Here is a 13579-nt window from a genome sequence, read left to right on the forward strand (position 1 = left end):
ACCCCGGGGGTCCGTCATGCTCGCCAGGCACCGTTTCGCCAGCGCCGTCCTGCTTTCCCTGCTCTGCCTCGTCCTGCCCCTGCGCGCCCAGGTGGAGCCCCAGCTCCTCACGCGCACGGACCTGCTGGACGTGTACAAGACCGACGCGGGCCGCAGCCAGCTCATCACCATCCTGGACTTCATGACCAGCAGCCGCGCCATCTACGAGGTGGGCACCTACTCCACCTATTCCGGCCGCGACAAGTGGGTGGACGCGGTGCCGCTTTCCGGCCTCACGGTGAAGAGGACGGGGAAGGACTACGGTTTCATCTTCCTGCTGAAGGTGCCCGCCGCCGGCTCCCCCGTGGGAACCCCGGTGAACGTCTACCTGTACCAGTGGGCCCAGACCCAGACCTTCTATTCCGAAGGCGGCGTCCCCGTCGCGGGCGTGCCCTACAACTTCAACGGGACCTTCACGGGGACGGTGGTGACCTGGCAGGGTACGGCGGCGGCCACCATCGCCCAGATCACCCATGTGCGCTTCGCCCTCAGGACCGGCTCCACGACCCGCTCCATCGATCTGCCCTGCCCCTCGCAGGTGTGGGACAGCCCGTACGCGGCCTCGGGCACGGTGCCCTCGGCCCCCGCCAATACGGCCGTAACCAACTACCAGAAGCGCCTGGCGGGAAACACCACCATCCAGTACGACCCCTGGTCCGAAGCCCACAACACCGCCGTGAACCCCGTGAACGGCGCGATCCTGGCGAACATTCCGGCCGGGTACGCCGGCATGGGCAACTTCTACTATTCCCTGGACTATCTCTGCTGGATCTACGGCAGCAGGCTGGTCCGCGGGTTGAACGGGGTGGACTGGAACGCCGCCCCCACCAGCGGGAACTACGCGTCCCCCGGCGGCTACGCCATCCCCGCCACCACCGAGAACACCACGGTGCCCGGCGTGGCCGCGTCCGCCCCGGCCATGGGCTGGGCCAATGGCCTGCCCGTGCTCACCCGGTACCAGGCCCAGAAGATCGCATGCATCGACGTGCTCCTGCGCAAGGACGGCAAGTTCAACTGGATCTACCGCTACGTTGACGGGCGGGTGGACAACCCCGGGTTCTCGGAGGAGGGCGGCGCCCCCACCACCGCCATCACGGCCAATCCAAGCCAGAGCACGCTGTGGGCCGACACCAGCGTCGCCAACCGCCGGTTCCTGCGCAAGCTCGTCTCCGGCCTGGACGGCACCTCCGGGGGCCTCACCACCAACGGCACCAGCCTCCAGCTCATGGGCCCCTCCGGGTGGGTCCAGACATACGCCTCCGCCCCGGCCAGCTACGACGCCATGGACGCCGTGTCGGCCACGGGCAACAGCGCCCCCATCGGCCCCATGGATCCCCGCACCCCCCAGCCCTGGGCCTACGCCCTGGCCAACACCTACTACCGCGCCAGCATCGAGGTGAACTCCACGGTGTTCGAGGCGTCCAACGCCTCGTGCCCCGGCAAGACCTACGTGGTGATCTTCCCCACCCTGGGCCTCACGGATTCCACCGACACCGGCTCGCCCACGCGCATCTCCCAGGATGCGGCCGCGGCCTACCAGAACTACACCACCAACGGCAATTCCGGCCTCAACAAGGGCGGCACGGGCGCCTATGCCAAGGCCCCGGGGATCGGCACCCTCACGCCGGGCACCGACAACTTCCATCCCGGGGTCCTGTCGGACATCGCGGCCTTCGCCGACAGCTCCAACAACTCCGGCAGCTGGGGCGCCGCCTGGGAGGTGTCCCCCGGACGGGCGCGGTCCGCCGCCAACCCGGGCATCCAGACCATGGTCGTGAGCGTGGGTCTGCCGGGCAACCTGAACTACGACTCCGCGCACAACCAGCGTTCCTACGAGGGCGAGTTCTTCAAGATCGCCCAGTGGGCCGATCCGTCCCGCACGGACCTGGGCTACGGCGGCTGGCGCCCCACCAAGGGCAACAATCCCGACCAATCCAAGCTGGACGGGGGCCAGGTCTTCTACTACCCCTCCGGCAGCCCCTCGGCCCTGGAGGCCAACCTCAACGACGTGGCCAACTACATGGTTTCCGGCGCCGCGGCCCTCAGCGCCCCGGCCACGCCCACCACCGGCACCAAGACCACCACCCAGGCGTACTTCGGCATCTTCAAGACCAGCCGCAAGCCGGCGTGGACCGGGAACCTCTTCTCCGTGGGCATCAAGCGGACCCTCGACACCACCACCAACACCGAGGTCTTCTCCTTCTACGGCAACCAGGGCGAAAGCACCATCGGCTGCGTGATGATCCTGGACACCAACGGCGACCCGGTGCTGGACGCGCAGGGCCGGCCCACCTACCAGTGCGGCCTCAACAACTTCGACGACCACCACCTGTGGAGCGCCTTCGACATTTTCGGCAACTACGTTCCCGCGGACCTGCCCCTGGGCGCCACCGTGCACCCCGAGAACACCCTGACGGGCACCACCACGTCCTGGAGCAACCGCATCATCTGGACCCTGACGCCGGGCACCACCACCAAGGTGCGGTTCCAGTCCAGCAACAACTCCCTGGTGAGCACCCTGGTGACGCAGTTCGCCGCGGCGGGGCGGTTCCCCGCATCCATCGCCTCCAGCACCGCCCGCACGGCCTCCGTCCAGGCCTTCATCGACTACTACTGCGGCAAGGCCGCCACGGACCCCTCCAAGAACCGCGTGGGCATCTTCGGGGACATCATCAATTCCGCGCCCCTGGCCATCGAGCTGGGCCCCAGCAACCTGCCCACCGGCCTCACCTGGCCCGGCGGCACGGACCCCCACGCCCGGCTGCTCCTGGTGGGCACCAACCAGGGCTTCCTGCACTGCTTCATGGAGGCCGCCAACAGCACCGCCGGCGTCGTGACCGCCAAGGCCGCGGAGCTCTGGGCCTTCGTGCCGCCCGACATGCTGGGCACCATGTACGAGGTCTTCCTCAACCAGGACGTGGAGGACACCGTGCCCCACCGCTACCTGGTGGACGGCGACCCGGCCCTGTTCTGGGAGGACAAGCCCGTTTCCGGCCAGCTCATCGGCGACAGCCGCGTGTCCCTGGGGTACGAGAACGCCATCGTGGTGTTCGGCATGCGCAAGGGCGCCCGCAGCTACTACGCCCTGGGCCTGTCCTCGGCCACGGACGGCTCGGTGACCCCCGAGAACTTCAAGGTCCAGTGGGTCCTGGATCCCCAGTTGGCCTCCTCCAGCGCCGTGGTCAAGAAGATGGCCATGAGCACCTCGGTGCCCGTGTTCACCTACGTGACCACCGACGGGACCATCTCCACCCAGAAGGCCGTGGTCTTCCTCTCCGGGGGCTACGCCAACGCCCAGGTGGACGACGCCTACCGGGCCACGGGTGCCATCACCGCCGCCGAGGGCATGGGGCGTTCCATCCTGGCCCTGGATGTGTTCACGGGCGTCCCGCTCAAGACCTGGGACTGGTCCGCCAGCACCTCGGTGGGATCCATCCCCGCGGGCGTGACCGGCGTGAGCATCTTCAACACGTTCCCCATCATCCAGCGGGTGTACTTCACCGACATGAAGGGCAACGTGATGGCCCTGAATTCCAACCTGAAGGCCACCGAAGCCACGTTCCGGCTGGATTCGAGCAACGTGAGCAATTGGATCACCACGCCCCGGTTCATCTACAGCAACGCCAACCTGCGCTTCACCCAGAGGCCGGACGCCTTCCGGCTGGACGGCAACTACCCGGTGGCGGTGGCCGACAGCTCGGGCAGCAGCACCCGGACCCTCCGGCCGCTGACCGTCATGGTGAGCGCCGGCTCCGGCGATTCCAACAACCCTACGGACGCGCCCGAAACTTACGCCACCAACGGGTCGGTGACGCCGCCCGCCCTCAACCGCATGCTGGTCCTCGCCGACCGGCAGGACAGCCTCAACCTGGGCTACGACACCTCGGGCATCCCCGACACGAGCCTGCAGCCCATCACGTACGGGTCCTGGACGACCACCTACAGCGACCCCCGGGTCACCCCCGGTGATCCGCTCTACCTCTTCAAGAACAAGACGGGCTACTACTACACCCTCAAGGACGGGTCCCTGCCGTCCGCCGTGGGCGGCGTGACCCACGACAAGATCCTGGTGAGCCCGCTCACCAAGCTGGGCACGCTGTTCTTCTCGATCTTCAACATCAGCGGCAATTCGGGCTTCGGCTGCTCCTCCAATGCCTTCACCCGCACCTTCCGGGAATGCGACATCATGCGTCCCCTGGCGGTGGATACCCAGGTGCAGGCCAGCTCCACCGTCGGCGACATCACCACCCTCAACAAGGGCGCCGACGACTGTTCGGGCCTGGCCTTCTACTTCAACTCCCTGAGCAGCCAGCTCGCCGACGCCGGGGACCGGGTGGTGCAGGGCGGGGCCGTGAGCGCCAAGACCGGCTCCTTCAGCCAGCAGGTGGGCGCCAACACGCCCGACATCAAGTCGGTGAAGGACCAGGAAAGCAACCGCGGCTTCCGCATGCGCACCTGGCGCGTCATCCACTGATCCGGAACGGAAGAGGCCGGGTTCCTGCTAGACTCGATCCCCCGTCCCCCCCCGTGACAGTCGAGGAGATGCCATGGCCTTCTACAACCTCAGGGAGCGCCTCCGGCGCCTTTCCGGGAAGATCGTCCTGCTCAGCCTCCTTCCCGTGGTCTTCTTCGTTCTTCTCATCGCCGTGCACATCCTCCCGCGGCTTCGCACCTCGGTGATGGAGGCCCGGCGCTCCGAAGTGCGGAGCGTCGTCCACCTGGCCATGGGCATCCTGGAGAACCAGCAGGTGGAAGTCGCCGCGGGGCGGCGCACCCAGGAATTCGCCATGCAGCGGACGAAGGAACTCCTGGCGACCATGCACTTCGACGGGAAGAACTACCTCTGGATCCAGTCGCCCGGGCCCACCATCGTCTACCACCCCAACGCGGCCCTGGTCGGCAAGAAGACGGACACGCTGGAACCGGCCCTGGTCGCGCTGTTCCGGGACCTGGACCGCGCGGCCCAGAGCCCGGAGGGCGGGTTCCACGCATACACCTGGGCCAAGCCCGGCTTCCCCGGCCTCCATCCCAAGGTCTCCTTCGTCCAACGCTACGAGCCCTGGGGCTGGATCCTGGGGGCGGGGGTCTACGTGGATGACGTGGAGGCGGAGGTGGGCCGGGTGGTGCTGAGCACCGGTATCGCGACCCTGGTGGTGTCCATCCTGATCTTCGCGCTGTCGGTCAACCTGGCCCGGCGCCTGGTGAACCCCCTGGGGCAGCTGGTGGAAGGGCTCCGCACGAGCGACCTCTCCCGCCCGATCAGCATCCAGTCCCGGGACGAGATCGGCGAGGCTGCCGAGGCCTTCAACGCCTACAACGGCAGCCTGCGCACGACGATCCTGGAGGTGAACGCCCTCGCGGAACGGGTGGCCTCGGGAAGCGCGGAACTGGCCGCATCCTCGTCCCAGATGGCCAGCGCCGTGCAGGAGATCGCCCTGGTCAGCGAGGAGCTGAGGACTTCGGGCGAGGAGGTCTCCAGCGCCCTGGTGCGCCTGGGCACCAACGTGGAGGCCATGGCCGAGCGCAGCCGCCAGACCGGCGCCCAGAGCGGGGACGCGGTCCAGGACACCGCCAATGGCACCGAGGCCGGGCGCCGCGCCTCCGAAGGCATGCAGTCCATCCAGGAGGCCACTTCCCAGATCGTCCGGGCCATCCAGGTCATCCAGGAGATCGCGCGCCAGACCAACCTCCTTTCCCTCAACGCCGCCATCGAAGCCGCCAAGGCGGGCACCATGGGCAAGGGCTTCGCGGTGGTGGCCGAGGAGGTCCGCAAGCTGGCCGAGCGTTCCCGGGCCTCGGCCCAGGAGATCGAGCAGCTGATCCTGCGCACCCAGGAAGCCGTGGACGGGGGTGTGCAGGGCGTGGGCGTCACCTTGGAGAACCTGGACACCATCCGCACCCGGATCAATGCCATCGCCGGCAGCATCCAGGAGATCGGCCACCTGAGCCAGGCCCAGGCCGCCACCAACGCGGACGTGAGCCAGCGCATGGTCCGGACCAGCGAGCGCCTGGTGCAGAACGCCGCGGCGACGCAGCAGCTGGCGGCCACGGTTCACGAGGTTTCCCGCACGTCCGAGGATCTTTCCCGGGTGGCGGAGGGCCTCCGGAACGTGGTGCACAAGTTCAAGCTCTGAGGGGACCGCCGGCATCAATGGCGCCGCTCGCATTCCATGATGTCCACCGCGAGGGGGGTTAGCCATTCCAGCGGGAAGCTCGCCGCGCGTTCGCCTTCCACCAGGTCCCAGAACTCCATCTGGCCCGCGTCCAGGTCCAGGATGTAGGCGAATTCGCAGTCCAGGCACAGTTCGAAGGCCCGGTTGTTCCGGGGGACGCGCTGGACTTCGCCCCGGGCGATGGCCTCCAGCAGGTCGCGCCCCTGGAGCCGGGTGGCCGTCCTGTCCCGGGGGTTGTCCACCCACTGCAGCGCCTGGATCCGGTGGCCGAAGGCCTCGATGGCGGTTTCGGAACCCAGGTGTTCCTGGGCGAAGGCGCAGACCCAGGCGCCCAGGCCCTTGGGGTAGCTGTCGGAGTGGTTGTAGGTGACGTAGTCCTGACCGTTGAAGCGGAAGGAAAGCAGGCCGCGGGTGCTCACGAGGGACTCCAAAGGGATTCTGAATGGCGGAACGGGCCCGGATCTAGGCGAACGGGGCCAAACGGGTGATGCGAAAAGGAGGGAAGCCCTCCTGGTCAAAGGCTAGGCGAAAAAAAATCGAATGCAAGGGGGTCTGTGAATTCCAGGGCCGGCGGGGCTCCGGGCGCCCGGACGCCTTGATTCCGGCGCGCCGGTGGGTCATTCTCCCTTCATGCACCTGGAACAACTGGAGATCGTGAACTTCTGCGGCATCGCCCGCCTTCGCCTGGCGGTGGAACCGGACGCGACGGTGCTCTTCGGGGAGAACGCCTGGGGCAAGACCAGCCTGGTGGAGGCGCTGCAGGCCACCCTGGGGAGCCGGGGCCTCTCCGAGGCGGATTTCCACCGCCTCGCCAACGACCGCACCACCATCGCCAAGCGCATGAGCATCACGCTGACCTTCGCGGGAGAGCCCCACCCGGATCTGGAGGCGGCGGGGTGGCGGGACCCGGCGGGCGCCTTCCGGCTGGTGGCGCAGTGGGCGGGGAGGCGCCTTTCCCGGAGCCGGTTCAAGGTCCGCCGGCTGTTCCTGGACGCCCGGGGCCGGGAGATCCCGCTGCCTCCGGAGGTGCTGGAGGCCCTGGCCGACCAGGTGCGCCGGGAGCATCCCCTCTACGTGTTCCGGGAGCTCCGCCTGGCGGATGGGATCCTGGCCCCGGCCCAGGGCGCGGAACCGGAGCTGCACGAGGAGCCCGAGAAGGCCGTGGAGCGCGTGTTCCAGCGGCTGCTCTCCGTGCCCCACCAGGTCCACCCCGGGGAGCTGGCCCGGGGGCTGGAGGCCCTGAAGCGGGTCGCGGTGAGCAGGCCCGAGCTGTTCCGGGCGCTCCAGGGCGGCGCCGACGGCCTGCGCCGCGCCACCGACATCGCGGACGCGCCCCTGGGGCTCCAGGACGGCAACTCCCTGGCGGACCTCGCCCGGCACGCCGGCGCCGGCATGCGCCAGGTGGCCCTACTGGCCTTGGTGGGCGCCATGCTGCAGGCGGAGGCCTCGGCCCCTTCGGAACGGGGGGCGCAGCCCCTCTTCGTGCTGGAGGACCCCGAGACGCACCTGCACCCCATCCAGCTCGCCACGGCCTGGAACCTGGTGTCCCAGCTTCCGCTGCAGAAGCTGGTCACCACGGCCAGCGGCGGCCTCATGGCGGGCTTTCCGCTGCGGGCCCTGCGGCGCCTGGTGCGCCGCGAAAGCGACACCGCGGTGTTCCCGGACCCGGAGGGGCCGGCCCTGGGTCTCCAGGACACCCGGCGCGTGGCCTTCCACGTGCGCACGCACCACGCGGACACGCTGTTCGCGCGGGTCTGGCTCCTGGTGGAAGGGGAGACGGAATCCTGGCTGCTTCCGGAGCTCGCCCGGGTCTGGGGCCTCGGCTTCCCCCTGGAGGGCATCCATTGCGTGCCCTTCGCCCAGGCGGGGCTGGGTCCCCTCCTGGCCTTCGCGGACCGCTTCGGCATCCCCTGGCACGTCATCGCCGACGGCGACGAGGCCGGGCGCCACTACGCGTCCAAGGCCCGCAGGTTCCTCCATGGCCGTTCCGAGGCCCGCCACGTCACGGTGCTGCCGGACACCGACCTGGAGCACTTCCTGTGGCGGGAGGGCTTCGAGGACGTCTTCCGCCGGGCCGCGGGCCCCGTGGCCGAAGGCGCGGGCGTCTCGGAGGTGATCCACCAGGCCCTGCGCGCATCCTCCAAGCCCGGCATGGCCCTGGACGTGGCGGAGGAGGCCGGAAGGCGCGGCGCCGCCCAGGTCCCGGCCCTCCTGGGCCGGCTCTTCGGGACGCTGCGCGACAAGGCCATGCCCGCCGGGACCGGGGAACCCCGGCTTTTACGACGCCGGGCCTGACCCCTTGGGCCCGATCCATTCCATGCGGTCCACCACCAGGTAGGCCTCGTTGCGCTGGTCCGCGGATTCGAGGGTGTCGTCCAGGTGGCCGATGATGAGGACGTGTCCTTCGCGGGCGGTGGCGTCGGGAAAGCCCGCCAGGGGAAGGCCCCTGATCTGGGCCATTTCGTCGGTAATCTCCGTGACGAGGAGTTCCCAGCGCCCCGAAGTCCGGGAGAGGATGCCCATGAAGGGCGTGGTCTTGCCCTTGGGCCAGGCGGCGAGGGCGAGGTGGTGCGCCAGGTCGGCCCAGGCGATCCGGCCCCGGCCCCGGTTCGACACGCAGCGCACGCGGCCGGAGCCGGCGGGGGCGGAAGGCTCCTGCAGGGTCGGCACGCCCCGCACGAGGCGGTAGGGGAAGGCATGGCCGGCGTAGCGCAGGATCCGGTACTCCCGGTCGGTGGTGAAGGCGGTCACGGCCGTGGGATCGACGCAGCGTGGCGCGGGTTTCGGGGGCGCGGCGAAGGCCACGCAGGCGGCAAGGGGAAGCATGCGGAGCAGGGTCATGGGGCCTCCTCGGGAATCCAAGGTACGTGGAAAGGGGGCGGGGCGCCACGGCCCCGCCCCCTCAGGCTTGCGGTTTGCTAGGGAATCACCACCGAGTAGAAGTCGCCGGTGGTGGGCATCTTGCAGTTGTAGAGCTGGTTGAGCAGGATGGTCTGCGGCGTGGCCGTGGCGTGGCTCTGGCTGCCCAGGAGAGCCGTGGCGTCCGGGGCGGCGAAGGTGCCGGGGGCCGTGGCCGCGGGGTAGAAGGTCGGCGAGACGTAGAGCGCGTATTCGCCGATGCTGGAGGCATTGAAGGGGGTCACGCTGAACTTGTAGGTCTGCGGCGTGAGGACCAGGCCGGCGTTGTCGAGGTTGCCCACGTCAACGGTGGCAATCTTGGATCCAGCCTGGTTCCACACGGTGATGATGTCGTCCTCGGCACCCGTGGAGCCGGCGTCCATGAAGGTCTGGATCCAGTAGACGGGCAGGGTGTAGGGGATGGTCTGGGCGGGGATGGAGGTATCGCCCGCCTTGACCTGGAAGACCGGCGTGGAGGCCGGGTTTCCGCCATAGCTGCTCCTGGCCACGTAATAGCCGGGCTTGAGGAGGTTGAAGAAGGCCACGCCGACTTCCTTGGTGACGCTGTCGGACAGGGTGATGCTGCTGGCCACGTAGTTGGTGATGGTGCCGGTCTCGTTGCAGTTGTAGAGGTAGACGGGCACGCCCGAGAAGGCGGTTGTTCCGCCCTGGAAGGTGTTGGAGACCGCCACCTTCAGGCGGGCGTTGATGTAGTTGGCCGCGGCCGCCTTGTTCGCGTTGACGTCGGCCACCACTGCGCCGATGGTCTTGAGCACGTTGACCCGGCCCCAGCCGTTGGTTTCGGTGAAGCCCGTGGCGCCCTCGATGAGGTCGGTGTTGCTCTCCAGGTAGGTCTTGATCTGGGCGGCGTTCAGGTCGGGGGCGAAGGTCAGCATGTAGGTGACCAGGCCCGTGACGAAAGGCGTGGACATGGACGTTCCGGACTCGGAGGCGTAGTCGTCCTCGGCGCCGTTGTAGGTGGAGATCACGTTGTAGCCCGGGGCCGTCACGGAGATGTTGCGGCCGGAGGTGGAGAAGTGCACCTTCTTGTCGGCGCCGGTGGTGGCGCCCACGGCGATGACGCCCTGGTAGCCGGCCGGGTACTGGGCCATGTTCTGGCCGGTGTTGCCCATGGAGGCGACGATGACGACGTTGTTCTCCACGCAGGCTTCCACCATGTCGATGGCGAACTGGGAGGCGGCGGCGCCGCCCAGGCTCATGTTCACGGCGATGGTGTGGTCGTAGTTGGCCTTCTTCCAATTGATGAGGTGGTACAGGGACCCGTAGATGGCCCAGGAGCCGCCGGAACCGGAATCGGCCAGGCCCTTGTAGCTCACCAGGTCGGTGTTCCAGCAGACGCCAGCCACGCCCTTGCCGTTGTTGCCCACGGCGGCGATGGTGCCGCCGGTGTGGCTGCCGTGACCGTTGCCGTCGGTGCTGAAGACGGTGGTGGAACCCACGTAGTCGATGGGCTGCACGGAGTGGTCCGCGGTGCCGTCGATGAGGGCGCCTCCGTTGGCCAGGTCGTACCAGGAGAAGGCGTGGGTCACGACCCCCTTGAGGTCCTCATGGGAGAAGTTGATGCCCGTGTCGATATCCGCGGTGGTGGGGCGGTGGGGGCCGAAGCCGTAGGTCTCCCAGGCCTCCTTGCACTTGGTGATGTAGACGGAGTATTCCTCGGACAGGGTCCGGGGATCCGGGTTGTCGTAGGCGAACCCGGCATTGTGGGTGAGCAGGAGGTCAGGTTCCACGAAGAGGACGCCGGAGGTGCGCTTCAGGTCCTCCATGGCCTCCAGGACGCCGGACTCGCGGTAGAGGTGGTAGTAGTTGAACCCCTTGTTGCTGATCTTGCCGATCACCTTGAGACCCTGGGCCGTGAAGAGGCCCTCCCGGAAGGTGGGGGAGGTCTTGGCGATGAGGTAGCCGTAGTTCGTGTCCGTCTTCAGGCTGTCCTCGGACGTCGGCGTGTAGAAGTCGTACTGGATGGCCGGCGCGGCCATGTTCGCCGTGGTGCCGGGGGCCGTCCCCGAAGGGGTCCTGGACGCGGGCGCGCCCACGTCGGACCGGGAACAGCCGGTGCCCAGGAGGCCGAGACCCAGGGCAAAGGTGAGGAGACAGGCGATTCGGGAAATTTTCATGGTCACCATCCTACTGGGCGCTGGGGTCGAGGGTGAGGGTGAAGAAGCCGTTGATGGCGCCGTAGCTCTTCTCATAGGTGCTGCCATAGGACTGGGCCCTGCCCAGCGTGCCGGTGTTAGGCGTGTAGCGCTGGAAGTAGCTGGCGTCGCTGGTGGAGTAGCTGGCGCTGCCCTTGGTGCCGAAGATGCTCCACTCGTAGGTGACGCCCGGCTGCAGGGTCGTGGCGTTGGGGAAGTTGATGCTCACCTTGGTGTGGTCTTCGGAGATGGCGCAATCGACGGACGTGGTCGCCCAGGCCCCGGAGACGACCTTCTGGAAGCTGCCGAGGATGAAGTTGTAGCGGTAGGCCTGGCCGAAGACGCTGGAGCCGGTCTTGTCCCGGATCCAGAGGTAGAAGTAGAAGTAGTCGGACACCGCCGCGTCCCAAAGGGCGGGGTTGGAGACCGTGAACTCGAACTTGGGCTGCCGGGTGGTGGTGATGGCGCTCATGGCCGGGGAGGACAGGCCCACCGTGAAGGGGGGCAGGAACTGGCTGGGCGTTGCCGCGGATTCAGGGGTGAAGCCGCTGTTGGCGGTGAGGTTGCTGTTGAATGCGCGGACCTTGTAGCTGTAGACGACGCCTTCCTTGAGGGTGGGGTCCAGGTCGTAGCAGGAGTAGATGCCGTTGCTGCCCTTGTTGAGGTAGCCGTACTGGTGGGTTTTCACCTTGGTGAAATTGGTACCGTCCGCCGAGCGGTAGAGTTCGAAGCCGCGGATGCCCGGGGCGGTGGCTCCCGAACCCACGTTGAACTGGACGAGGGGAATGTACGTGATGGCCTTGTCGTCCACCGGGGTGACGGCGTAGATGTCGCGGGTGAGGCCGTAGGTGTAGAGCACGTTGAAGACGTTGGTGGGCGTCACGGCCGAGATGTCGGGATCGGCGGCCACGGGCACGGCGTCGGTGACGGTGAAGTAGACCTTCTGCTCGGTGCGGTTGTTGGCCACGTCGTAGGCGACCACGTCGATGCTGTGGACGGTGCCGGCCACGGGGTTGGCGTAATAGTCCAGATAGAAGGTGGACGTGGTGCGGTAGAAGGGGAGGCCGTTCACCGTGACGGGAACGGAGTTCTCTTCGGTCGCCATGGGCGCGAAGTAGTCATAGCTCCAGGCGTTCCGGTCGTAGTTGACGCCGATGCCGAAGCCCGACCAGGCGGTGGGGCTCACGCCGGACCTGCCGAGGACGGTGACCTTGAGGTAGTTGATGTTGGCCAGGACATCGGAGAACTGGTTGGCCAGGATGGGCGTCCAGGTGGTCCCGTCGGCGGAGTAGGAGACCTCGGTGATCTGGGGCGCCGACGCGGGGAAGTTGGTCATCCCCAGGCTGTGGCAGTAGAGGTCCGCCCGCGCTTCGCGGGTGGGGTCGAAATTCACCCGGGCGTCCTGGGCCGTGCCGGTGCCCTTGGCGAGGATGGAATACTTGGCCTGGGGATCCAGGCTGAGCATCGCGTTTCCGCTGGCGTCCACCGGGATGGCGTCCTCCAGCACGTCGCCGGCGGGGTTCATCAGGGTCAGCAGGGCGCTCTTGACCGCGGTGCCGTTGGAGGAATCCAGCACGGTGACGGGGGTCGAGGGCGCAAGTTCCTTCACGGTGATGGTGTTGCTGGAGAGGGTGCCGTCCTCCGCGGTGACGTCCACGGTGATGGCCGTGCTGCCCACCGCCAGGGGGATGGGCTGGGAAGCGGTGCCCGGGGTCACGGTCACGCCGTTGACCTGGACGGTGGCCAGGGGGTGGGTGGGCGTCGGCGTCACGGTGAGGCTGGTCTGGCCGGAGTAGATGTCCATGGTGTAGGTATGGACGCTCGGACTGGCCGCGGGGGTGAGGATGCCTTTGGAGGTGGAGAGGCTGGCCAGGCTGGCGTCGCTGTTCTTCAGGCGGGTGACGGTGATGGTGGTGACGCGGCGGGCGCCGTTCTCGGCGATGACCTCCACGGGGATGATGTTGGTGCCGGTGTTGAGCGGGATGGCGGCGGAGGCCTGGCCGCTGACCACGACCGCGCCCATCACGGTGATGGTGGCGTTGGACTTGGCCGCGGTGGGGGTGACGGTCGTGGAAACCACCGCGTTGGCCACGGTGAGGCGGTAGGCGTCCGCGCTGTCGGAGAATGCGGGAGTGATGGCCCCGGCGGAAACGACCAGGGAGGTCAGCCTGTTATCCGAATCCTTGGACCGGCTGGACGAACAGCCTGTACCGACCATGCTGATGATGGCGAGGGCACCGAATGCGGCGACCCGGTTTGAAAAAGAAAAGGGCATTGGCAGGCCTCCTGAGGGGTAGGTTCGTGGGTTTGGGT

Annotated in this window: 7 protein-coding genes; 3 read left to right on the top strand and 4 right to left on the bottom strand. The window is 67.9% G+C overall.

The features are described 5' to 3' along the window. Nucleotides 1-16 precede the first annotated feature (16 nt). Both ACZ5LB_RS18870 and ACZ5LB_RS18875 read left to right on the top strand, forming a co-directional pair. Nucleotides 17-4513 (top strand): pilus assembly protein, encoded by a 4497-nt coding sequence (locus tag ACZ5LB_RS18870; RefSeq protein ID WP_464603747.1) that lies wholly within the window; start codon nt 17-19, stop codon nt 4511-4513. A 73-nt stretch (nt 4514-4586) separates the two neighbouring features. Further along, on the top strand, nt 4587-6173 hold the full coding sequence (locus ACZ5LB_RS18875) for a methyl-accepting chemotaxis protein (protein ID WP_464603748.1): 1587 nt from the start codon (nt 4587-4589) through the stop codon (nt 6171-6173). Between the two features lie 14 nt (nt 6174-6187). Here the strand turns inward: ACZ5LB_RS18875 and ACZ5LB_RS18880 are convergent, their stop codons facing one another. Further along, nucleotides 6188-6631: a hypothetical protein gene (locus tag ACZ5LB_RS18880; RefSeq protein ID WP_464603750.1), complete on the bottom strand. Its 444-nt coding sequence runs from the start codon at nt 6629-6631 to the stop codon at nt 6188-6190. A gap of 211 nt (nt 6632-6842) precedes the next feature. On the opposite strand from ACZ5LB_RS18880, the gene ACZ5LB_RS18885 reads away from it, so the two are divergent. Further along, nucleotides 6843-8507: a DUF2813 domain-containing protein gene (locus ACZ5LB_RS18885; RefSeq protein ID WP_464603751.1), complete on the top strand. Its 1665-nt coding sequence runs from the start codon at nt 6843-6845 to the stop codon at nt 8505-8507. On the opposite strand, the gene ACZ5LB_RS18890 is transcribed toward ACZ5LB_RS18885, so the two are convergent. The 3 genes from ACZ5LB_RS18890 to ACZ5LB_RS18900 all read right to left on the bottom strand — a co-directional run bounded on the left by ACZ5LB_RS18890 (nt 8490) and on the right by ACZ5LB_RS18900 (nt 13541). Beyond that, a complete protein-coding gene (locus ACZ5LB_RS18890) occupies nt 8490-9053 on the bottom strand; it encodes a hypothetical protein (RefSeq protein WP_464603752.1) in 564 nt (187 codons plus the stop codon). The two genes, ACZ5LB_RS18885 and ACZ5LB_RS18890, sit on opposite strands and share 18 nt — an antisense overlap. A 77-nt stretch (nt 9054-9130) precedes the next feature. Next, nucleotides 9131-11248 carry a S8 family peptidase gene (locus tag ACZ5LB_RS18895; protein ID WP_464603753.1) on the bottom strand — a complete coding sequence of 706 codons (2118 nt, stop codon included), beginning with the start codon at nt 11246-11248 and terminating at the stop codon, nt 9131-9133. A 10-nt stretch (nt 11249-11258) separates the two neighbouring features. Continuing rightward, a complete protein-coding gene (locus tag ACZ5LB_RS18900; RefSeq protein WP_464603754.1) occupies nt 11259-13541 on the bottom strand; it encodes a cadherin-like beta sandwich domain-containing protein in 2283 nt (760 codons plus the stop codon). Nucleotides 13542-13579 lie beyond the last annotated feature (38 nt).

This window comes from Mesoterricola sp. MK458 (genome assembly GCF_055384935.1).